Raw genomic sequence first — 23,108 nt, 5'->3', positions numbered from 1 at the left:
GAGATCAAGATGGCTAAATCGCTGCTGCTCCCACGTAGAGGGGGAGCATTATATGAATACACTACGGGCAAGGCGGCCTTGTACACCTCGCCATCCCAGCCGTTTACGGGTCGTATCGCCTTCTCCGCTGCCCATGTGGTCTGCGATCCCTTTGCCGATGCCGATCCGCTGCATCAAGCGCCGATGGACTGGAGCTCGACGCTCGCCTATCGGCACCATCTGTGGTCGTTGGGCCTGGGAGTGGCGGAAGCGATGGATACCGCACAGCGCGGCATGGGTCTGGACTGGAACCGCTCCAAGGAGCTTATTCGCGCTTCAATCAAGGAAGCACGCTCGGTCGGTGGCAAGATTGCTTGTGGTGCTGGCACCGATCATTTGCTTCCGGGGCCGTCAAACACCATCGCTGATGTGGAGGCTGCTTATGAGGAGCAAGTGGGCTTTATTGAGGGTGAGGGCGGGCAAGTGATTCTGATGGCAAGCCGTGCGCTTGCCGCTTGCGCCACCGGGCCGGAGGATTACGAGCGGGTATACGGTCGCATCCTGCGACAAGTGCAGCAGCCTGTTATCCTGCACTGGCTTGGGGATATGTTCGATCCGGCGTTGGCCGGTTATTGGGGCTGCAAGGATGATGTGGACGCGGCTATGGAGGTCTGTTTGCGTGTTATCAGAGCTAACGCAAACAAGGTAGATGGAATTAAGATATCGCTGCTTGATGCCAGTCAAGAAATCAAGCTGCGCCGACGGCTACCAGAAGGTGTCAAGATGTACACCGGTGATGACTTCAACTATCCCGAGTTGATCAAGGGGGATGAACAAGGGTATAGCCATGCGCTGCTCGGTATATTCGATGCTATCGCGCCAGCGGCTGCCCAGGCCCTTCATGCCCTTGATGCGGGTGATCTGGCCCGTTATGATTCGATTATGGAGCCAACCGTCGCCTTGTCACGTCATATTTTTCAGCAGCCGACCTACGCCTACAAGACAGGTATTGTCTTTATGGCTTACTTGAATGGTCACCAGCCGCATTTCCGCATGATTGGGGGAGCGGAGGGCTCGCGTTCCATCGTTCATCTGTCTGAGTTGTTTGTACTTGCCGACCGGGCCGGGCTATTGAGCGATCCCGAGCTTGCCGTCCAGCGGATGAAGCCGGTTCTGGCCCTGGCTGGTATACAGGCGTAAATTGTCCGTAGCGATATTCACCATTCGGGAGGGATTAGCATGGAACCACTTCGTGTCATAGATAGACTCAGCTTGAACCAGATTACCACCGACCGATTAGATATGGGTGCAGCCGTGGAGGCTTGCGTTCGCGCGGATGTGCCGTGGATCGCCCTGTGGCGGCATAAGGTAGCCGAGACTGGCCTGGTCGAGAGCAAGCGACTAGTGCAGGACGCAGGTTTACGCATCTCCAGCCTGTGCCGTGGCGGTTACTTCCCGGCGGCCACCGCCATAGCGCGCAAAGAGCGGATGGACGACAATCGTCGTGCCATCGAGGAAGCCGCTGAACTCGGTACCAACGTGCTCGTGTTGGTATGTGGACCGGCGCCTGACCGGGATATAGATTATGCGCGCCAGACCGTCGAGGAGGCCATTGCGGAGCTGGTGCCGTTTGCCCGCTCGCACGGGGTCAAGCTTGGCATTGAGCCGTTGCACCCGATGTATGCGGCTGAGCGCTCCGTTATCAACACGTTGGCGCAGGCCAATACGCTTGCGGAGCAACACGACCCACAGGATGTCGGGGTGGTTGTAGACGCATTCCACGTCTGGTGGGACCCCCAGCTATATGAGCAAATTGAGCGCGCCAGGGGGCGAATACTCGGATTTCACGTCTCCGATTGGAAGGTGCCGATCCCCGATATGCTTATGGGGAGAGCGATGATGGGAGACGGAGTCATTGAACTGCGGCGGATGCGCCATGCGGTTGAGGCCGCAGGTTACAGAGGAGCGATTGAGGTGGAGATCTTCAACCAGCAAGTATGGGATATGCAAGGAGATGAGGCGCTTGCGTTAATTAAGGAACGTTACCTGGAGCACGTTTAATAGTTCATATATAGCCTTGACTAGTGGAGGGAAGAAATGTGAAGATTTGTCGCGCTGCGCTGATTGGGATCGGAGGATTTGGCGTTGAGCATGTAAATATCATGCAGAAGCTGGTCGGAGAAGGCCGCGTGCAGGTGGTTGCTTTTACGGAGCCGAACGTTGACGCTCATCAGGAGTCTTATCACAAGCTGACCGCGCTGGGGGCTGTCCATTACACCAATCATGTAGAGATGCTCACGCTCCACCCGGATATCGATTTTGTGGCTCTGGTTACCCCCATCGCCACTCATAAGCCGATGTGTATCCAGGTAATGCGGATGGGCTTCCATGTTTTGGTAGAGAAGCCGCCAGCAATTACGATTCAAGACCTTGACGAGATGATCGCCGTGCAGCGGGAGACAGGGCGCCTGTGCCAGGTGAACTTCCAGAATACGTCGGGTCAGGCGTTCCGGACGCTGCTGAAGAAGCTTGGCTCCGGCGTGCTCGGGCAGGTGGAGCATGTGGTTGGCATCGGCAGGTGGAAGCGGTCCCGCGCGTATTATGACCGGACCCGCTGGGCGGGCAAGCTGGTAAGCGACGGCCAATATGTGCTGGATGGGACATTCAACAATCCATTTGCCCACTTGCTGCATAATTGCTTGCTCGCGGCGGGATGCGAGGGCACCCCGGATTTGTATCCGCAATCCGTGCAAGCCGAGCTTTACCATGTCAACGACATCGAAGGAGACGACGTCTCTTGTATTCGGACTATTATGGCTAATGGCGTAGCTGTCCATTTTTACGCGATGCTTTGCTTTGAGGGGGGCGGAGAGCCTTTTATTACTGTAACTGGAACACAAGGGAAGGCCCGGTGGGATTACGAGAACAAGCTGACTATATACACACGGGCGGGTCAAGAAGAATTGGCGTTTGGTCCCGCCAATTTGATTCACAACATGTATGTGAACCTGATAGAAGCCATCGAGAGCCCGGGCGAGCCTCTCTTCTCATCACTGGAGGCATGTCGAAGCTTCGTATTAGTCTCCAACGGTACGTATGAATCGGCCCGTGCTGTTCATGCAATCCCCAGCCAGTTCGTGACTGAGCAGACGGCTGGTAAATCTACGGTACGTTTGCTGCCAGACTTGTCGGAGAAGATGGAGGATGTGGCGGCCAGACGGCAACTATACAGCGAATATCCGTTCCCTTGGGCGGTGCCGTCCGATCCATTTCAGATGAAGGGCTACAACCAGTTCAAGCTCCCTACTGATATGGCTCGAACCTGAAGGTATTTGGTTCTTGACCAGTAACTACCACCTTCTGCAAGTTTAATCCTTCTGTCGATGGGGTAATGGAAGGATGTACACGATTACGCAGAAAGGCGGGATTGATTATGTTATGGACTATATTTGGTATCTTGTTAACGTTTTGGTTGCTAGGCTTCGTACTGGACTTCATGGGTGGTTTTATTCATATCGTTCTCGTGCTAGCGGCAATTACGCTAGTTATTAACCTCATTCGCGGGCGCGGACGTGTATAGTCTGACCTCGTCGTATGTATGTCATAACTCCAAAAAAGCCCTGGAAACCAGGTATTCGGAGGATTTCCGAATTTCCGGTCTCCAGGGCTTTGTACTACTAATTTAAGTCAGGTTAAGAAATACATGGTACAAATAGATAATTGAAAGAAAGGGCATACGTGGTGGTGCTCTTTTTTTGTTGTCTATTTTTGCATCAATTGTGCTGATTGGAGCACCTTATTCTTGATATATTAGTGCAAATGCACAATAAGATTCATCGGAATTTCAATTGTTTAAGTCTTGCAATCCAAATATAATGAAACCGTATTCATCAATAGGCATACAAGAGGTGTAAGGAGGAGTTCCAACTATGCGACGCCAAACGGCGGATCAAAGAAGCCTATTATGTGAATAATTGAACATGATTTGTAAGCCAGAAAAGAGTCTATCTTGAGGAGGATTTTCAACAATGAACGCACTAGATATAAGCTGGTTTGGCGCTTTATCAGGTCTGGCAATAGCCATTGTGTTGATATTATTGAGATTGGCACCAACCTATGCCTTGATCTTGGGGGCTATCGTGGGTGGTTTCATTGGCGGGGCCAATTTTACAGAAGTCATTCAGATTCTCATTTCGGGGACGCAAAGCGTTCAAGGAACCGTCATACGGATTATTGCTGCGGGGGTATTTGCCGGAGTCATGATGGAGTCGGGAGCGGCGGAGACGATTGCGAAGGTCATTGTAGACAAGCTAGGCGGAACCAAGGCTATGCTGTCCCTCGCTCTGGCGACGATGATTATCACTGCGGTCGGGGTGTTTATCCCGGTTGCCGTACTGATCGTGGCTCCAATTGCTTTGTCTGTTGGTAACAAGATGGGTTATTCCAAAGTTGCTTTGTTGATCGCCTTATCCGGCGGCGGTAAAGCGGGTAATATCATTTCCCCGAATCCAAACACGATTGCAGCCGCAGGCGGATTTGGTCTGGATGTGAACCAGGTGATGATTGGCGGACTGGTCCCGGCGTTGATTGGACTGGCTGTAGCCGTAGTTATCGCATCATTTATGAAGTACAAGGGAACTAAAGTGACGGATGCGGAAGCTGCTGAATTGGAGAAGACCAATTCTACAAACCTTCCACCTCTGTCCAAAGCGTTGGTTACACCCGTTATCGCTGTTGTTCTCTTGATGATCAGCCCACTCGGCGCCATGCTCGGTATTGATTTCCTGGCTTCGCTGAAGATTGACTCCTTGTTCATCTTGCCGTTTGCCGGGATCGTAGGCTCTCTGGCGCTGGGCCGGAAGAACAAAATGATCGAATATTGTGCCGCGGGCCTCAACCGGATGACACCAACGATTCTGATCATTATCGGTGCAGGTGCTATTGGCGGCTTGATTACAGCCTCAACGCTACCGGCAGAAGTGGTTGCCCTGGTTGAATCCTCGGGTCTTTCCGGTACGTTCCTGGCTCCAATCGCGGGTATCTTGATGGCCGGAGCTACAGCTTCGACATCGACAGGCGTTATTTTGGCGACGGGCTCCTTCTCGGATGCTATTATCAATACAGGTGTTGCTCCACTCGCAGCAGCGGTTATGGTTCATAGTGGGGCTACGGTGATTGACCACTTGCCACACGGTACGTACTTCCACGTTACTCGTAATGCGATGGCGATGACCATGAAGGATAGAATGAGAGTGGCTCTCTTTGAGAGCGTGGTTGGGCTTACGATGACGATAGTGGCAATCATTCTTTACGGCTTCATTTTATAAGCGGTAGTTCAAAAAGTCATCTTCACGAAGCGTATCTAGTTATAAAAAAAGAAACGAGGAATTCGATATGAGCAAAGTGTTTGTGTTGGCACCCGATTCATTCAAAGAGAGCATGACGGCGAAGGAAGTATGCGAAGCCATGGAACTCGGTATCAAACGGGCCATTCCGGATGCCAAATGCATTCATGTCCCTATGGCTGACGGGGGAGAGGGCACTGTCCAATCATTGGTTGACGCTACTGGCGGCAGCTTGATTGAGAAAGAAGTGACGGGTCCACTTGGCACGCCGGTACTCGCCAAATACGGTATTTTGGGCGACGGGAAAACAGGCGTTATTGAGATGGCATCCGCCAGCGGAATCCATCATGTGACGAAGGACACTAAGAATCCATTAATTACAACGACGCTGGGAACAGGCGAATTAATGAGAGATTGTATAGAGCGAGGCATTACTAACATTATTCTCGGTATTGGCGGCAGCGCGACGAACGACGGCGGAGCCGGAATGGCCCGAGCCTTGGGCTACAGCTTCCTTGATCAGGACGGAAAGGAACTGCCACTCGGCGGGGGATTCCTGAATCAGTTGGATCGCATTGATACGAGCGCCGTATTGCCGCAATTAAAAGACGTGAGCATTCTGGTTGCTTCGGATGTCACGAACCCGTTGTGCGGAGAACGTGGTGCGTCGGCGGTATTTGGCCCGCAGAAAGGCGCTACGCCTGAGATGGTGGCAACACTTGATAACAATTTGCGCCACTATGGCGGCATTATCAAGAAGCAGCTTGGTATCGAAGTAGTGGATGTGCCCGGTGCGGGTGGCGCAGGTGGACTTGGCGGCGGATTGCTTGCCTTCACCAATGCGACCATGAGAAGAGGCATCGAGATTGTCATCGAGTACACGGGACTTGAAGAGCAGCTTAAACAAGCCGATTACTGCATAACGGGAGAAGGCGGAATTGACTTCCAAACGAAGTTCGGCAAAGCTCCTTATGGCGTGGCTCAAGCGGCAAAGAGAGTGAATAAGGAAATGAAAGTCGTTGCTCTTGCTGGCTATGTGGGCCAGGATGTCGAGACTCTTTATGAAGAAGGGTTTGACGCTATCTTTGGTATCGTACCTGGTGCAGCACAGCTTGAAACCTTGCTTGCTCAAGGCAAAGAGAATGTGGCCCGTACTTCGGAGAGTGTGGCTCGCCTGTTAAGCTAACACTATTGAAAAAAAAGGATGTCCCGTAGCCTGAGGTCAAATCAGGAGGGGCATCCTTTCTTCATAGAGGTACTTTTTTAGGGAATCCGGTAGACTAACATGAAGATAAGCTCGACGAGATCCATTACGTTTTTGGGATCTTTGCCTGTAATGGCCTGGATTTTATTCAACCGATATTGCAGCGTATTTCGATGGAGCATCAGCAGATTAGCCGTTTCATTGGCGTTGAGATTGCAGTTCACATAAGCTTGCAGCGTTTTGACCAGCTCTTCATTTTGCTCAAGCAAATGAGCGAGCCGCTCTGCCCTGGGATCATTCTTCAACAGCTTGGATGTATCGGCGATAAACTCACATTGCGCATAATAAATCGTTTTTTCGGTAGAATAAACGCCTTTTAATACGCGTAACGCAGCCTTGGTCTGCACATACCCCTCCGAAATTGTGGGATTCCATTTGCTGACGACAATATGAGCCGTCGGGTATTGTTTTCGGATGGAGGCAAGCACTGTTTCCGTTCCACTAGATTTCTGCACGACAAAATATAGCGAATAACCTGGCCCATTAAAAGAAGGAATATTCTTGATCAACCTCTCGCTAATCTCCTGAGGGAACTCGGCGTATATCAATTGTGACGGGTTGGCCAATTGTATCCCATAGGCCGCTGCCTGATCGGTCATTTCTTTGGAATACACCGTATCCGGCTGCACGATCGTATTGAAGAACTCCAGCTTCAGGTGCTCCTCCAGCTTTTCTTTTTCCAAGGCCCTACTTTGCTCAATCAGCAAGATAACGGTTGTCTTGACCAGATTGCCGAAGGGGCGTGTTTCTTCGATTTCGCCGCTGATTCCCACAACACCAACAATAATGCCGCCCAGCTCAATGGGAAGATTAATTCCCTTCTTCACAAATTCTTCGTCGGTATGGATTTCCACAGTTTTCTGTTGCTTGATGGCTTCCGCCGCACCATAATGTAACGTTCCGACCCGGGCTCGATTGCCGCTTCCGATAATGATGCCGGTCCGGTCCATAATGTTAATATTATAAGGAATATCCTTCATCATTTTATCCACGATGTTCTGAGCTTGATGACGTGTCAGTTCAAACATAGTTGAGCGCTCTCCTTAACATGGCATATCATCTAATTGTAAGCGCAATCAAAATTTTGGTCAATGCACAAAATTTGTGCAAAAGAACAAAGGAACTATCTTTGACTTTATTCTGTACTCGTATTAACGTTGAATAAACACTCCGATGCCCAGAAGTGGTAGTCGAATGGTCGGAGGGAAGAAGTAATGGAGGAGAAGACTTGCATACAAAAGAGAGCTTAATCAAACAGTTAGGAGCATTAGGTATTCATAGAGAAGGAACGGTATTGATCCATTCTTCCATGAAGAGCCTTGGCGAGGTGGAGGGTGGTGCCGACACGGTTTTGGATGCGTTTACTTCATATATGAAGGATGGGCTGTTGGTATTACCGACCCATACCTGGTCTTATATCAATGCGGAAAATCCGAGGTTTGACGTGCAGCAATCCAAGGTTTGCGTAGGCATTCTACCCGAGTTATTCCGCCAGAGACCTGGCGTTGTTCGTTCCTGGCATCCAACACATTCCGTGGCAGCCTTGGGCCGCGATGCTGTTGAGTTCACAGGGGACGATCACCATTTTGATACGCCTTGCGCAAGGGGATCGGCATGGGGCAAGCTGCTGGATCGTCAGGCGACTATTTTGCTCGTCGGCGTTGACTTGAAGCGGAACACGTTTATTCATGGGATTGAAGAGTGGGTGGATATTCCCGGTCGATTAACGGATGAGCCGGAGATGCTTTATACCATTACCCCGGACGGAACGGAAATTGAGGTGCCTTCGCGCAGGCATTGTGGATTGCCGTGGTCTGAACACTTCTGGAAGGTAGATGAGGTATTAATCAGCCGAGGGGCCATGCGTATGGGGCAACTGGGTGATGCTGTCGTCAGAGTATGTGATGCTGCCGCCATAACGGCTATCCTGACAGAAATGCTGGAAGACGACCCGGATTTATTCTCGGATAATGAGCCATTGAAGGATCAAGAGCGCTGGATGGCAGGAGCAGGCCAGTCGTAGTTGGACGCCAAAAAAACAAACCGCAGAAAGCGCTCATTCAGAGGCTTCTGCGGTTTGTCCTGTTTAAATAGTTACGAAGCGGGTGTTCCTTGGGTTACACCATGAACATAAGTTTGCCAAGGCGTATCCAGAGCACCTTGCCCTGGGTTGTAGGTGAAGAAATACTCCACCGTATCTCCTTGCTGCAGACCTGGAACAGGGTAAGTGTAATTTCCATTACCGTCCGTATGCATGGCTACATTAAGCTGACCCCCGTTATTGATCTTATAATGCAGATCGGCGAAGGTCGCGCCGTTCACATAGAAGAGCAAGTCATTGCCGGTCTTCTTCAAGCCGCGAACCTCGTCACCGATGATGATCACCGTGGAGGGCGGCGGAGTTACTGTGATGGTGCTTACTGCTGTTTTGCCGCCATCAGCGGTCGTGGCTGTAACGGTTGTCGTGCCTGGCGCAATGCCGGTGACGGTCCCGCTCGCATTAACCGATGCGATCTCGGAATCAGCTACAGACCAGGACACTTGCTTGTTGGTGGCGTTAGACGGAGCCACATTCGCGGATAGTTGAACACTTTGTCCAACCTCCACCCCCGTGGATGCGGGAGTCACCGTAACGCCGCTAACCGCAACATTGCCAGGCTCTCCCGGGTTACCGGGATTGGTTCCTCCCCCTTGGTTGCCGTCCTTGTATACCCGAACGTAGTCTACCTGCATGGTTGCAGGAATATCGCCAGGTCCAGGCGTCAGGCCACCATCGAAGTTGCCGCCGATGGCCAGGTTCAGAATCAGGTAGAATGGCTCATCGAACGGTGCGTTCGGATTATTAGGAGCCGCTGTAGAGAACCATTGCTCACGAGTGGCTTTATAGAAGAACTTGCCGTCTACATACCACTTGATATTATCTTCTTCCCAAACGACCGAATACACATGGTAATCGTTAGCGTAGGTTTGCCCACTTGGGAAATGATATTCCCCACCAATGTACTGGTTAGCTGGCCATTGTCCACCAAAGTGGATGGCCCCACTCGTCATGCCTGGCAGGCGGCCTCTTGCTTCCATAATGTCAATCTCACCTGATGCCGCCCAGGTCCCATAAGGAGAATTCTGCGGAAGCATCCAGAACGCTGGCCAGATTCCGTTGCCTGTTGGCAGCTTGGCTCTCATATCCACTCGGCCATAGGTGAGAGTGAAGTGATCCTTCGTATTCACCTTACCGGATGAATATTGAGCGTAACGATTTGGATCTTGCGGGAATGATTTAGGATCGTTGATGGCCCGCAGATTCAAGTTGCCATCCTGCAAGAATACATTCTGCGAACTGTTTGTATAATGCTGCAACTCGTTGTTACCCCAGCCCCAAGTGCCTGGGTCGTCATTCAGATAGTAGCCTTGCTCGTAGTTCCATTTGTTCGTATCCAGGGTGGATTGATTGAATTCATCCTGGAAGATTAGGCTGTAGCCTTCAATATTCGGATTGCCTGGTGTACCAACCGGAATATCTACCTGGTCCTCAATATCCGGGCGTGGTGCGTTTGGATTACCAATAAAAGTATATTGAACATAATTGCTACCCACATCCCCGCCAGCTTGTCCATTTAGCGGATAGCCAACACGGAATTGCATATCTTCTTGAATCGGTTGGAACCACAGTCCGTAAATGTAATCGGCCCAATAGCCCCATTGGTTGGCAGGGGACATATTATTGTAGCCATTGGCTTGATACGAGAACCCACTCAAGGCCGAGTTGTCCATATTAACCCATTGACCATTTACATTGATCTGATAGACAAATTTGTCTAACTCTGACGCGATTGCTGCGCCTCCATCAATTTTTGGCAGAGGAATCCCAATAGCCCCGTTGGTATCCGCCGTGAAGGAGGTACCTTCATAAGGAGTTAGAATGTATGAATTCCGCACAGGTTGATTGAAGGTAATCGTATAGATCAGACTTGTCGCCGAGCTCTTCGATTCCAGCTTCACGTTGATGGATTCCGTTACCGTGAACCAGTATCCGCCACCACCATCGGTAAATTGTCCGAAGTTATGGTCGTAAATCCATCCGCTTGCTGCATTGTTGTCGATATCGATCCATGTGCTGCTAGTTACCGGCTTAACGAACAACTTGAGATCGTCCGCCACCGCTTCATACGTAACAGCAGGATCATTGTTAAAGGTAGGATAAGTGAAGCCTGAGCCACCCGTGAAGCTGGCCGTCAAATCAGGACCTTGGGTTGGCGTCATCGCTGTAATCGTTGTTTTGTTAATGTTCTGGAATTGCAGCGTATAGTCCAGAGTCACTCCGTTAGCCTTGGAATACAGTTGCACTTCTGTCGTTGCCGAGAGAATGAACCAGTATCCGGTAAAGCCTCCATCGTTCCAGTGCCCCCAGTTCTGGTTATATACGAAGGTGCTGACGCTGTCGATATCCACCCAACTGCCATTCACCTTCACCTTAACACCCAAATCATCTACGACATCGCTCCATGTGGCGGAGCCTCCGTTGAAAATTGGCATTACAAAGCCGTAACTGGCTTGTCCAACTCCAGACTTAGAAATCACCGGACCGTCATTAGCCGAGAAATAACCCATTGAGGTAATGGTGCTTTCTGCGGCTGACGCCGAAGTCCCCATGAAGGGCGATAAACTGACGCCGGCAATCATGACTACAGCCAGCAGCATACTCCAAACTCTTCGATTGAACCTGTTGTTCACCTGGCGAAGTTGCTTCATCCTTGATCCTCCTTTGATAGATGTAACCTGAGTAATCGCTTACATTTATATTCTATCAAATGAAATAATTGGATGAAAGGGATAAATATATATTTTACAAAAGATCTTGCTGGTTTAACGCTTTCTTTATACCAATCTGCTTCATATTTACAATCCAGATGCCAGCCAGAACCAGTAGAATTCCTACTAATGTGACAAAATGGAGACTTTCATTCAGGAATACATATCCGGAGAGGATGCCTACGACCGGAACAAGCAGTAACGATACCGATGCCTTGCTGGCTTCGGTGCGGCTCAGAATTAGGTTCCACATCACAAAGGCCAAGGCGGAGGCAATAATACCAGAGAACAGAATATAAATGATCGGCATCAAGCCCCATTGTACGCTTCCTCTCTCAAAAGAAAGCGAAAATGCCCATAACCCTGCGGCTCCAATAGCCATTTGCCAGGTGGTGTATTGAAGAGGGTCAGCGTGCTTTAATTTTATTTTGAATAGTAGATTAGCGGCTGCCCATGAAATGGCTGAACTGAGTGCTAGTAATACCGCCCATAAGGAGCCTCCCGCTTGAATATTCATAGCTATGAATAACCCGGCCAATCCTACGGCAATTCCCGTCGTCTTCTGAATCGTCAGGCGTTCTCCTGGAATCCAGCGATGTGCCATAATCGACAGAAACAGTGGCATGCTGTAGGTCAAGACGGAGGTCAAGCCCGCACTAACATAGTTGAGCGAGATTTGAATCGCAATATTGAAGAACGTCGTCTGTAGCAGTCCGCAGATGATGTACCATTTCATATCTGAACGCCCAGGCTTCGGGGTTTTTCGAATCAAGCTCACGGCAAATAGCACGATGGCTCCGGTCAAGAATCGCAGTGCCGCGAACATCACCGGCGGGAAAGCCCCATTCCCTAATTTCATGATGACAAAATTAAATCCCCAGACAAGGCATAATAAAGCCATAGCCATTCTCATATTAAATATTCCTTTCTTGGATGCCCCGTGTTTTTCTGTTTTGCTTAGTACGCTATCGATACTTTACAACGGAATGTTATTGTCGTCTAATATATAAGTGTCGTATCATTAGGTCGAATTTCGACTTATTAAAGTTTTTTTAATGTTATCTTTTGAACCGGAAGGAGACCGCCTTGTGGAATTGCGCCAGATTGAATATTTCATTGCCGTGGCGGAGGAACTGCATTTTGGCCGTGCAGCCAAGCGCCTGCAGATGACCCAGCCGCCCTTGAGCCAACAGATTATACAGCTAGAGAAAGAACTTGGAGTGCTGTTATTGGAGCGCTCGAAGCGGCATGTGGAGCTAACGGTTGCAGGGAAGGTCTTCTTGCAGGAGGCCCGTCACGCGCTTGTCCAGCTTGAACAAGCCAAAGCGGCGGCACAAAGAGCGCATATGGGAATGGAAGGCAGACTGGTGCTGGGGTTTGTCGGATCAGCATCGTACGATATTCTTCCTGTCGTTGTGCGGGCTTTCCAGGAGCAGTGTCCGCATGTCGATCTGGTTCTTCATGAAATGCCTACGCCTGTGCAAATCGAAGCTTTTCGTCGGAAAGATATCGATATCGGCTTTGTCAGGACGCCAGTTGATGATCCTCTGCTATCGTTCTTGTCTGTCCATCAAGAGTGGTGTGTCGCGGTTGTACCCAAATTGCATCCCTTGGCGCAGCATAGTTCCGTGTCGCTGGAAGACTTAAAAGCCGAACAATTCATTTTGCTAGAGAGAGGAATTTGGCCAAGCTGGCATGACGATATTGTGGCAAAATGCCATCAGGCCGACTTCAGCCCGATCATTCGTCAGAGCGTGAAGGAAATACAAACCGCGATCAGCCTTGTGGCGGCGGGGCTAGGCGTAAGCATTGTACCTAGTTCCACCTCCAATTTGCATGCCCGGGACGTTGCCTATCTGGACATTGCTGGAGATGCCCCTCGTATAGATATGAGCATTGCGTGGAGAACCGACGACACGTCTTCCCTCGTTCAGCAGTTTATACAGGTCGTAGCTGAGCTGGATTCAGATCAGTGAAATCTATGTTATTGACAGAATTGCCGCCCGGGACTAGTATTGAAATACTTAACAGGTATTGGTAGATAAAAATTGAATAATTCGTAAGCTATGATCGCTATGGATCACACTATAGCAGGAGCAGCTTCTGGAGAGACTGCGGGGAACCGCAGCGCCGAAGGGTTCATAATCTCAGGCAAAAGGACAGAAGGGTACTAAATAAACGACGTACTATGTGTTTTATTTCACATATCAGCCTTTATTTATTATTCTTATGAACTTGAGATTGGAGTCCCTCCAATCTCTTTTTTTATGGACATTTTATTATTGATCTCAAGGGGGAGTCAACTGTGGCACAACAAGAATTGCAGAGAAATCTAGAGAATCGGCATGTTCAGCTCATCGCGATCGGTGGCACGATCGGGACGGGATTGTTTCTGGGGTCAGGCAAGGCCATACAATTAGCAGGACCGTCTATTATTTTTGCTTATCTAATCGTGGGGATTGCCATCTTCTTCGTCATGCGAGCGTTAGGAGAGCTCTTGCTGTCCAAGGCGGGTTACCAGTCCTTCACGGACATTGCCCAGGATTATCTTGGGCCGCGCGCCGCGTTTATCACTGGCTGGACGTATTGGTTCTGCTGGATCATGACCGCAATGGCCGATGTCATTGCCGTAGGAGTTTACGTCAAATATTGGTTTGATATTCCGCAGTGGATTCCGGCCCTCATCTGTCTGCTTGTTTTACTCGTTCTGAATTTGTTAACGGTGAAGAACTTCGGTGAACTGGAGTTTTGGTTCGCCTTAATCAAGGTGGTCACCATCTTGGCCTTGATTGCCATCGGGGCTGTGTTGATCATCATCGGCTTCAAGACGGACACAGGCACGGTCAGCCTCACGAATATATGGGGCCACGGCGGCGTATTTCCTAACGGGATTACTGGATTTCTGATGTCTTTCCAAATGGTGGTATTCGCTTATGTCGGTGTGGAGCTCGTAGGGGTATCTGCTGCTGAAACCTCTAATCCCGAGAAGAATATTCCGTCGGCTATCAATAAAATTCCTTTAAGAATTTTGTTCTTCTACGTGGGTGCGCTCATCGCCTTGCTGGCGATTAATCCCTGGACACAGCTTAGCGCTTCGGAAAGCCCGTTCGTTAAAACCTTCACCCTGGTTGGCATTCCGCTGGCCGCTGGTGTAATCAACTTTGTTGTATTGACCTCGGCGGCCTCGGCCTGTAACAGCGGGATGTTCTCGACCAGCCGCATTCTGTATAACCTGGGCCGGAATCAACAGGCCCCCGCCAAGCTGGCGAAGCTGAACCGTAACCATGTGCCCAGCAACGCACTGTTTATCTCTACACTGGTCTTGTCCGTGGGCGCTCTGCTTAGCAAGCTGATTCCCGAGCAGGCCTTCGGCATCGTTACGACGATTAGTGCGATCTGCTTCATCTGGGTTTGGGGTGTGATTCTTATTTGTCATATCAAGTATAAGAAAACCAAGCCGGAGCTTCATGCCAAATCGCAGTTTAAAGCGCCATTCACGCCAGCCATCAACTATGCTGTTCTCGCGTTGTTTGCGGTCATTCTCATCATTATGTTATTTGCCGAGGCTACTCGCCCCGCTCTTCTGCTCACGCCGCTCTGGTTCGTGCTGCTCTATCTGCTAAGTCTGCGCCGGATTTAGTCCTGCTGACTCCGCTGTAGTATAATGGGGACTGTAAACCATGCATAGTATAGAGAGGAGCCAGTGGAGATGGCACAAACGTTAACAGACAAAGTGGCAATCATAACCGGTGGAGCCCGCGGAATCGGCAAGGCGACGGCGATCGCATTGGCGAAGGAAGGCGTACACGTCGGCCTGATCTCAAGAACCGAAGCATCGTTGAAGGAAGTTGCGGTGGAAATCGAGGGCTTGGGCGTAAAGGTTGCTTATGCTGCGGTAGACGTGGCTGTCAAGGAACAGGTAGATACGGCGATTGAAGCCTTGAAGGAGAAGCTGGGACCTGCGGATATCTTGATTAACAACGCAGGGATTGCTACCTTCGGCACACTGCTGGAGATGGACCCGGAAGTATGGAAAGGCATGATCGATACAAATCTGATGGGTACATACTATGTCACTCGGGCCGTTCTGCCTCAACTAATCGCCAAGAATGGTGGCGATATCATCAACATCTCTTCCACCAACGGACTGAATGGGGCAGCTACTGCCAGTGCTTATAGTGCGTCCAAATTTGCCGTTATGGGATTTACTGAATCTTTGGCGCAGGAAGTGCGTCGCAACAATATTCGCGTGTCGGCGTTAACGCCAAGTACGGTGGCGACCGATCTGGCTTTGGACCTCAACCTTATCAAAGAGAACAGCGACTCCAAATTCATCCAACCGGAGGACTTGGCCGAGTTTATTGTCGATCAGCTTAAGCTCCATCCGCGCGTGTATGTGAAGTCGGCCTCTTTTATCGCGACCAATCCTTTTTAATATGAGTTAGTCTCATATACTTGAAGAAGGGCCACTCTTCAAGGTGGCCCTTCTTTGTCATGCTCTCAATACTTCCAATGCCCTCAAGTCATGTACGTTCGCTTGACGCCAGTTAATGGACTAGTTTAGCTCCTTCACCGTTTCCCCTGCGATTAGCACCGGCTGATAATAGTTGGAGTTGCGCAGATCCTTTTTCCCTTGCAGGTTCTTAATGACCCAATCCGCGGCGTCCCGGCCCATTTGTTCCTGGGGGTGTGTCAGGGTCGTGAGCTTGATTCCAGCATTCTTGGCAATATAGGAGTTGTCCTGTCCAATTAAAGACAGTTCATTAGGAATGGAAATATTCATCCGTTTGCAGGCCTGGACCACTTCAAGCCCCACTTCGTCGTTGTAGCACACGATGGCGGTCAAGCTCTCGCGATTTACGGTGAGGAATTGCTCCAGATTTGCGGGCAACTCCTGCTTCGTCTCCGTGTTGAAGGACAAGACCTGTTCCGGGTGAAAGCGCAGCTTGGCCTCTCCAAGTGCTTTGATGTATCCCTTCAACCGGTATTTCCCTTGTAAATCGTCCATCTTGGCAATGATGCCAATTTGGGTATGGCCCATTGCGATGAGTTCCTGGGTTGCCAGATAGCTGGACTGAACATCATCCAGACAGAAGAAGGGCACCTCAAGCTCCTCATAATAAGCATTAATCATAATGAAGGGAACGTTCTGTTCCTTAAAGGATAAATAGTAAGCAATGTTAGGGTTGTACAGATTGCTCTTGGTGGGCTCTACAATCAAGCCGTCCACACCATAAGACAACATCATCTCCAACGCCTTCTTCTCCTGAGCCACGTCATTATTGGTGCTGGCTAGCAGCAAGGAATAATTGTCTTTATTAAGCCGCCCCTCAATCCCGCGAATAATGGAAGGGAAGATATAGTCGGAAATATACGTGGTAATTACACCGATGGTTCGATTGTTGGTATTTCCCCCAGTTTTGGTACGGTATTGATTGCTGACATAGGTGCCGGACCCCTTCTCGCTTCTCAGAAAACCTTCGTTAGCCAGCTCCAATATCGCTTTACGCACCGTTTGTCGGCTTACATTATATTTGTCCTGCAGTGCGGATTCGGTAGGAATCTGCTCCCCCACATTGTAGGTGCCGGAGAGGATTTCGCTACGAATTTCCTCCAGGATGACCTGGTATTTCGGTTTCATCCATCTTCACTTCTTTCCAGGGTGGATAGTTGTATGTACAAATTTATAGGCATTACGGGGATAACCCTCAAGTAGATTTCATATGTATAAACATTATATAGAAATAAAAAGATTTTTCCAGTGCAATAGTTGTATGTATAAATACTATATATTATTGACAAATGTACGAACAAAAAACTATACTAGGGCTGAAAAAGAAGAAAGCGCCTTCTTGAAAGGGGAGCGGATAAATATGGATCAGGCCATCAGGCAAGCGATTGAACAAGGTGAGACTTCGCTTGGGATAGAACTGGGGTCTACGCGAATCAAGGCGGTGCTGATTAACCGCCGTTTTGAGACGATCGCATCAGGCAGCTATGAATGGGAGAATCAATTGGTAGACGGATATTGGACGTACAGCCTGGAGGATATTTTGAAGGGGCTGCCTGCGGCTTATCAGGAAATGAAGCAGGAAATTGAGCGAAAATACAGCATCAAGCTGCAAACGGTGGGCTCCATTGGTTTCTCCGCTATGATGCATGGATATATGGCCTTTGATCGCAAGGGAGAACTGCTGGTGCCTTTCCGGACGTGGCGCAATGCCAACACCGGCGATGCAGCCAAGGCGTTAACGGAACTGTTCCAGTTCAACATTCCTGAACGGTGGAGCATTGCCCATCTCTATCAGGCCATTTTGAACCAAGAGGATCATGTACCGGAAGTGGACTTTATTACTACGCTAGCCGGTTACATTCATTGGCTGTTGACTGGAGAAAAGTCGCTGGGCATTGGCGACGCATCCGGTATGTTCCCTATCGATGAAGGTGCGCGGAATTACCATGCCGGGATGGTCCGGCAATTTAATGAGCTTGTGGCAGACCAGAATTACCCTTGGAAGCTGGAGCAGATTCTACCCCAGGTTCGTCTTGCCGGGGAACGGGCTGGGGAACTCACTGCTGCCGGAGCGAAGCTGCTGGACCCGGCGGGAGATTTGCAGGCAGGCATACCGCTATGTGCTCCGGAGGGCGATGCCGGGACAGGGATGGTAGCTACGAATAGCGTAAGGAAGCGGACAGGTAATATTTCGGTAGGTACATCAGTATTTGCCATGATCGTGTTAGAGAAGGATCTGACGGACGTTTATCCCGAGATCGACATGGTGACTACGCCGGACGGAAGTCCGGTGGGCATGGTGCATGCCAATAACTGCTCCAGTGACATCAATGCCTGGATGGGCCTGTTTCGTGAGTTCTATGAAGCGATGGGCCAGAAGGCCAATCCGGATGAACTGTTTGGCGTCTTGTTCAACAAGGCACTAGAGGCCGACTCCGATGGGGGTGGGTTGTTAAGCTACGGCTATTACTCGGGTGAGAATATTACGGGCATGTCAAAAGGCAGACCGTTGTTCGTCCGTTCCCCAGAGAGCCGGTTCAACTTGGCTAACTTTATGCGGGTGCACCTGTTCACCGCCTTCGGGGCGCTCAAGATCGGCATGGATATTCTGACCAAGAAGGAGCATGTGGCTATCGACAGCATTTTGGCCCATGGCGGATTGTTCAAGACGCCGGTTGTCGGGCAAAGAATGGTGGCCGCTGCTCTCAATGTGCCGGTCTCTGTGATGGACAATGCCGGGGAAGGCGGGGCATGGGGGATGGCGATTCTGGCGTCCTATATGCTTAACCGGGGGCGAGCGGAGAATCTGGATCATTTTCTGGCAAGTGAGGTATTCAAGGACGTGGTGGGACAGCAAATACAGCCGGAAGCAGCCGATGTGAAAGGCTTTGAACTCTTTCTGGAGCGCTATACCCGGGGGCTGGCCATCGAACAAGCGGCTGTAGATCATCTGGTGGAGAACGGGAGGGCTTGACGTGTTAGAACAATTGAAGGAACAGGTATACGAAGCCAATTTGGAGCTGCCCAAGCAGGGCCTGGTGAAATTCACCTGGGGTAATGTGAGTGCCGTTGACCGCGCGAGTCGTTTGTTTGTGATCAAACCCAGCGGTGTGAGCTACGAGACCATGAAGCCTAGCGACATGGTGGTCGTTGATTTCGACGGCAATGTGGTGGAAGGGGAGCTTAGACCCTCTTCGGATACAGCGACCCATGCCGTTCTTTACAAACATTATGAGGCAATCGGCGGCATCGTGCATACGCACTCCACCTGGGCGACCGCCTGGGCTCAAGCGGGAGTGGATCTCTCCGTCATGGGAACTACCCATGCTGATACCTTCTATGGAGCGGTGCCTTGCACCCGCTTTTTAACCCAGGAGGAGGTTGAGGGGGGCTACGAGGCCGAAACAGGACGGCTTATCATTGAAACCTTCGAGCAGCGAGGCCTGGATGTTATGGCGGTGCCTGGGGTTCTACTCAAGGGACACGCACCCTTCACCTGGGGCAAGGATGCACACTCCGCCGTGGTGAACACCGTGATATTAGAGGAAGTCGCGAAGATGAACCTGTTAGCGCGGCAAGTGAATTCATCTGCGGAGGATCTGCCGCAGTACATTCTCGATAAGCACTATTTGCGCAAGCATGGCAAGGACGCTTATTACGGACAGAAGTGACATTTTAGCCTGAATCATAAGCCGAACTTATCTAACTAAATCCAAAAGGGAAGAGGATGAATATCATGTCAACAGCCATTGCCAAGCAATTCTGGTTCGTCGTGGGATCTCAGCATTTGTACGGGGAAGAGGCGCTTGCCGAGGTGAAAGCCCATGCGCAGACAATGACCGATGCATTGAACAAAAGTGGTGTTTTGCCCTATCCATTGGTATTGCAAGATCTAGCTGTTAGCGCAGATAAGATTACCTCCATTATGAAGGAAGTTAACTATCGTGACGAAGTAGCGGGTGTGATTACCTGGATGCACACGTTCTCCCCGGCCAAGATGTGGATCCGCGGCACGAAGCTGCTGCAGAAGCCCCTGCTTCATTTAGCCACGCAATATAACGAGAGCATTCCTTGGGCGACGATTGATATGGACTTTATGAACCTGAATCAGGCGGCACACGGTGATCGTGAATATGGATTTATTAATGCCAGGTTGCAAAAACAGAACAAAGTGGTCGTTGGCTATTGGGAGCGTCCAGAGGTACAGCAGCAGATTGCCGATTGGATGGATGTGGCCGTAGCTTATAATGAGAGCTTCAACATCAAGGTTGCGCGTTTTGGCGACAACATGCGTAATGTGGGGGTTACCGAGGGTGACAAGGTCGAAGCTCAAATTCAGTTCGGCTGGACGGTGGACTATTTCGGCATTGGTGATCTGGTAGCGTACGTGAATGCCGTTACGGAAGAGGATATTGCTGCATTATTTGCGGAGTATGAGAAGCTGTATGATTTCGACTACGGTAACTATAGTAAGGAAGCTTGGGAAGCCAGCGTCAAGGTGCAAGCGAGCTATGAAATTGCCTTGAAGCGATTCCTGGATCAGGGAGAATACAATGCGTTTACCTCGAACTTCGAGGACCTGCATGGAATGAAGCAGCTTCCAGGCCTGGCCGTACAACGTCTGATGGCCCAAGGCTACGGCTTCGCCGGGGAAGGGGACTGGAAGACAGCGGCATTGGATCGCTTGCTGAAGGTGATGAGCCACAACCAAAACACCGGCTTCATGGAGGATTACACGTACGAGATGGCCGCAGGCCAAGAGGCGATCCTGCAATCTCATATGCTGGAGGTCGACCCAAGCCTGGCTAGCAACAAGCCTAAGATTCTGGTATCGCCACTCGGTATTGGTGATCGTGAAGACCCGGCGCGCCTGGTGTTTGACGGTAAGGCTGGCGAAGGCGTCGTGGTATCGATGGCGGACTTCGGTACCCATTACAAGCTGCTGATCAACGAAGTGACGGCCTTTGAACCTACAGTTCCAGCCCCTCATTTGCCGGTAGCTCGTGTACTGTGGCAAGTGAAGCCGAACTTCCAGGACGGGGTGAAGGCCTGGATCGAGAACGGGGGCGGACATCATACGGTCGTGTCCCTGAACCTGACCACAGATCAAATCATTACGTATGCGAAGCTGGTAAATCTGGAGTACGTCGTAATTAAATAATAATAAGGCAAAGGAGCCTTTCAAGCCACACTATCGTGGTTTGAAAGGCTCCCTTTTTTCTATAACAACCCCACTGCGAACGTCCTTTCAAATCTCCTAGCAGGCTCCAAGAGTCAGTTATTTTAGCTAACGGTTGGTTTGAGGGGCTGTGCTGTCTTGCGCTCTCTTCTAGCGTTAGGACTTACGGGCAGGTACAGCCTGCTGAGAGCCCCCCAATACCGGTCTCGCATCCTTGCCCTTGCTCTTAACCTGCTTCAATGCGGCCACGATCAGGAAGCTGATGATGACAAGCAGCAGCCAGGAGCTGATTTTGCCGATATGGACAAGGTGCCAGCCTCCTGTCTGGTTAGGATATTTCCACGCGCTGAAGAAGGTGGCGATATTTTCGGCTACCCAGATGAAGAAGCCAATTAGCCCGAAGGACAGGACGAGCGGCATATGGTAGCGCCTAACGCCCACTTCATAATACACGCGGGTTCGCCAGAATACGACCACTACGAGGGCAAACAGCCACCAGCGTATATCGATCCAGAAATGATGGGTAAAAAAGTTCAGGTAGACCATGGCTGCCAGCGGTACGCTAAGCCAGAGTGGCGGGAAGTGTTCAAGCTTGATACTAAGCCGCCGCCAGGCTTGGCATAGGTAGCTGGCTACACTGGCATACATAAATCCGCTGTAGAGCGGGACCCCGTTCACCTTGGCCCAACCCTCCTCCGGGTAAGACCACGAGCCCATATGCACCTTGAACATTTCCAGGGCTAAGCCAATCAAGTGAAAGACGCTAATGACCTTAAGCTCATCGCTGGTCTCAAGTCCCGAGCGCACCATCCAGACCTGCATTGCCAGACAGATGATGAGCAGCCAGTCGTAGCGGGGAAGCCAGGGCAGGGGAAGGAACTGGGTCAGGGCGAGTGAAGCAAAAATCACAACTGGAAACACGCAGGATAAAGCTTGTTGCCACCCGAAGCGCACCAACTGTTGTATAGCATGCCATAAGCGGTTTTTCATGATCTTTCCCCCCTTATCCCTCTGTTTCGCCACCGCTTCTGTATTCAAGAATATCTCCGGGCTGGCAATTTAAGGCCTCACAGATCGCCTCTAGTGTAGAAAAACGAATGGCCTTGGCCTTGCCGTTCTTCAGTATGGATAGATTGGCCATTGTAATTCCCACCCGTTCCGAAAGCTCCGTGACACTCATCTTCCGTTTAGCCAACATGACATCAACATTTACTATAATCGCCAAAGCATTCACCTCAGATCGTCAGATCATTTTCTGTTTTTATCTGGATCGCGCTGGTCAAGAGCCGCTCTAGCACCGCCGCAAACACAGCAATGACAGCGGAGGCAAACGCAATAATCAGTCCAAGCGCCGGAATTCCCGGGATGGTATATTCCTGGTCAGCAATGATCAGCAGTAGAGGAATAAGCGCAGCATAAATGAGGCTGATCGCCACCCCGCAATTTCTAATCTGTCTCAGGGCGTTCACCGAGCCTTCGGAGAAGGCCGTGTTCCGGTCAATCAAGCCCAGCAGCTTAAGCGTCTGGTACAACGCGAAAAAAAATGGTAGCGCAGCCCCGTACATGCCAACCATGACGAGCAGCGTTATATATGGCGGGTAATATCCCATCAGATCGCCGCCAATGCGGGGTAACGCGTATATAGCTAAAGCAAGTACAGCCAACCCCATCAGGAAGACTACGACTCGCAGAAAAAGCGTTGAACCTTGTTTCGATTTCATCACACAAGCACCTCACGACAATTAGTATGGAATTAATTTAGCATGATTTTTATCGTTTTACAATAAATATTTATCATTTTTAATGATAAAAATATTGTTAAGCACAGTTTTCCGCATCAAATTACTGGACTTGGAGAGGGCGATTGACTTGAACGTTGGATTTAGAGAGCAACCTACCTAACACATTGCACACTACACCTCGCACGTTGCAAATCGTATACGACACATTCCACATTTAGCAGGAAATCCTCCATCTAAAACTTGATTTATCGTCCAAAATAGACATTTATATGGAATT

At 50.2% G+C, this 23,108-nt stretch carries 20 protein-coding genes and 1 riboswitch; of the genes, 13 read left to right on the top strand and 7 right to left on the bottom strand.

Features of this window, described 5'->3' with window-relative positions; all coding sequences use genetic code 11:
- Positions 1–9: 9 nt before the first annotated feature.
- The 6 genes from AC1VOR_RS19045 (at position 10) to AC1VOR_RS19020 (ending at position 6,510) form a co-directional block, all read left to right on the top strand.
- On the top strand, positions 10–1,179 hold the full coding sequence (locus tag AC1VOR_RS19045) for a dihydrodipicolinate synthase family protein (RefSeq protein ID WP_482620159.1): 1,170 nt from the start codon (positions 10–12) through the stop codon (positions 1,177–1,179).
- A 39-nt stretch (positions 1,180–1,218) separates the two neighbouring features.
- The gene (locus tag AC1VOR_RS19040) at positions 1,219–2,040 is read left to right on the top strand and encodes a sugar phosphate isomerase/epimerase family protein (protein WP_482620157.1); all 822 of its coding nucleotides are present in this window, start codon (positions 1,219–1,221) and stop codon (positions 2,038–2,040) included.
- 38 nt (positions 2,041–2,078) lie between these two features.
- Positions 2,079–3,305, top strand: coding sequence for a Gfo/Idh/MocA family protein (locus AC1VOR_RS19035; RefSeq protein WP_482620155.1), 1,227 nt, complete (start codon positions 2,079–2,081; stop codon positions 3,303–3,305).
- 107 nt (positions 3,306–3,412) lie between these two features.
- Positions 3,413–3,559: a lmo0937 family membrane protein gene (locus AC1VOR_RS19030; RefSeq protein WP_482620153.1), complete on the top strand. Its 147-nt coding sequence runs from the start codon at positions 3,413–3,415 to the stop codon at positions 3,557–3,559.
- Positions 3,560–4,007: 448 nt separating this feature from the next.
- Positions 4,008–5,306 (top strand): GntP family permease, encoded by a 1,299-nt coding sequence (locus AC1VOR_RS19025; protein ID WP_059050333.1) that lies wholly within the window; start codon positions 4,008–4,010, stop codon positions 5,304–5,306.
- A 67-nt stretch (positions 5,307–5,373) separates the two neighbouring features.
- The gene (locus AC1VOR_RS19020; protein ID WP_482620151.1) at positions 5,374–6,510 is read left to right on the top strand and encodes a glycerate kinase family protein; all 1,137 of its coding nucleotides are present in this window, start codon (positions 5,374–5,376) and stop codon (positions 6,508–6,510) included.
- A gap of 77 nt (positions 6,511–6,587) precedes the next feature.
- On the opposite strand, the gene AC1VOR_RS19015 is transcribed toward AC1VOR_RS19020, so the two are convergent.
- Positions 6,588–7,616, bottom strand: coding sequence for a CdaR family transcriptional regulator (locus tag AC1VOR_RS19015; protein WP_482620149.1), 1,029 nt, complete (start codon positions 7,614–7,616; stop codon positions 6,588–6,590).
- 200 nt (positions 7,617–7,816) lie between these two features.
- Here AC1VOR_RS19015 and AC1VOR_RS19010 point away from each other — a divergent pair, with 200 nt between their 5' ends.
- Positions 7,817–8,611: an AAC(3) family N-acetyltransferase gene (locus tag AC1VOR_RS19010; protein WP_482620147.1), complete on the top strand. Its 795-nt coding sequence runs from the start codon at positions 7,817–7,819 to the stop codon at positions 8,609–8,611.
- Positions 8,612–8,682: 71 nt separating this feature from the next.
- On the opposite strand, the gene AC1VOR_RS19005 is transcribed toward AC1VOR_RS19010, so the two are convergent.
- Together AC1VOR_RS19005 and AC1VOR_RS19000 are read right to left on the bottom strand one after the other, a co-directional pair.
- A complete protein-coding gene (locus AC1VOR_RS19005) occupies positions 8,683–11,337 on the bottom strand; it encodes a family 16 glycosylhydrolase (protein WP_482620145.1) in 2,655 nt (884 codons plus the stop codon).
- 94 nt (positions 11,338–11,431) lie between these two features.
- Positions 11,432–12,310 (bottom strand): DMT family transporter, encoded by an 879-nt coding sequence (locus AC1VOR_RS19000; protein ID WP_482620143.1) that lies wholly within the window; start codon positions 12,308–12,310, stop codon positions 11,432–11,434.
- A 175-nt stretch (positions 12,311–12,485) separates the two neighbouring features.
- Here AC1VOR_RS19000 and AC1VOR_RS18995 point away from each other — a divergent pair, with 175 nt between their 5' ends.
- The 3 genes from AC1VOR_RS18995 (at position 12,486) to AC1VOR_RS18985 (ending at position 15,832) form a co-directional block, all read left to right on the top strand.
- Positions 12,486–13,373 (top strand): LysR family transcriptional regulator, encoded by an 888-nt coding sequence (locus AC1VOR_RS18995; protein WP_482620142.1) that lies wholly within the window; start codon positions 12,486–12,488, stop codon positions 13,371–13,373.
- 117 nt (positions 13,374–13,490) lie between these two features.
- Positions 13,491–13,570, top strand: a riboswitch (glycine riboswitch).
- Between the two features lie 132 nt (positions 13,571–13,702).
- The gene (locus tag AC1VOR_RS18990; RefSeq protein WP_482620140.1) at positions 13,703–15,037 is read left to right on the top strand and encodes an amino acid permease; all 1,335 of its coding nucleotides are present in this window, start codon (positions 13,703–13,705) and stop codon (positions 15,035–15,037) included.
- A 69-nt stretch (positions 15,038–15,106) separates the two neighbouring features.
- Positions 15,107–15,832: a 3-ketoacyl-ACP reductase gene (locus tag AC1VOR_RS18985; protein WP_482620138.1), complete on the top strand. Its 726-nt coding sequence runs from the start codon at positions 15,107–15,109 to the stop codon at positions 15,830–15,832.
- A 120-nt stretch (positions 15,833–15,952) separates the two neighbouring features.
- Here the strand turns inward: AC1VOR_RS18985 and AC1VOR_RS18980 are convergent, their stop codons facing one another.
- The gene (locus AC1VOR_RS18980) at positions 15,953–17,038 is read right to left on the bottom strand and encodes a substrate-binding domain-containing protein (RefSeq protein ID WP_482620136.1); all 1,086 of its coding nucleotides are present in this window, start codon (positions 17,036–17,038) and stop codon (positions 15,953–15,955) included.
- 232 nt (positions 17,039–17,270) lie between these two features.
- On the opposite strand from AC1VOR_RS18980, the gene AC1VOR_RS18975 reads away from it, so the two are divergent.
- From AC1VOR_RS18975 to araA, 3 genes are all read left to right on the top strand, one after another.
- Entirely contained in the window at positions 17,271–18,884 is a 1,614-nt protein-coding gene (locus tag AC1VOR_RS18975; protein WP_482620134.1) for a xylulokinase, read from the top strand.
- Between the two features lies 1 nt (position 18,885).
- Positions 18,886–19,581 (top strand): L-ribulose-5-phosphate 4-epimerase, encoded by a 696-nt coding sequence (locus AC1VOR_RS18970; RefSeq protein WP_482620133.1) that lies wholly within the window; start codon positions 18,886–18,888, stop codon positions 19,579–19,581.
- A gap of 65 nt (positions 19,582–19,646) precedes the next feature.
- Positions 19,647–21,071 (top strand): L-arabinose isomerase, encoded by a 1,425-nt coding sequence (araA, locus tag AC1VOR_RS18965; protein WP_482620131.1) that lies wholly within the window; start codon positions 19,647–19,649, stop codon positions 21,069–21,071.
- Between the two features lie 174 nt (positions 21,072–21,245).
- Here araA and AC1VOR_RS18960 read toward each other — a convergent pair whose 3' ends face one another.
- The 3 genes from AC1VOR_RS18960 to AC1VOR_RS18950 are packed head-to-tail and all read right to left on the bottom strand — an operon-like array spanning position 21,246 to position 22,810.
- A complete protein-coding gene (locus tag AC1VOR_RS18960; RefSeq protein WP_482620129.1) occupies positions 21,246–22,079 on the bottom strand; it encodes a DUF817 domain-containing protein in 834 nt (277 codons plus the stop codon).
- A 13-nt stretch (positions 22,080–22,092) separates the two neighbouring features.
- Positions 22,093–22,314, bottom strand: coding sequence for a helix-turn-helix domain-containing protein (locus AC1VOR_RS18955; RefSeq protein WP_482620127.1), 222 nt, complete (start codon positions 22,312–22,314; stop codon positions 22,093–22,095).
- A 10-nt stretch (positions 22,315–22,324) separates the two neighbouring features.
- Entirely contained in the window at positions 22,325–22,810 is a 486-nt protein-coding gene (locus AC1VOR_RS18950; RefSeq protein WP_482620125.1) for a DUF2975 domain-containing protein, read from the bottom strand.
- Between the last annotated feature and the right edge of the window lie 298 nt (positions 22,811–23,108).

The organism is Paenibacillus sp. 1SOY10 (assembly GCF_056836745.1).
Note: the sequence above shows the minus strand (reverse complement) of the source record. Positions and strands in the feature narration are given on the sequence as shown.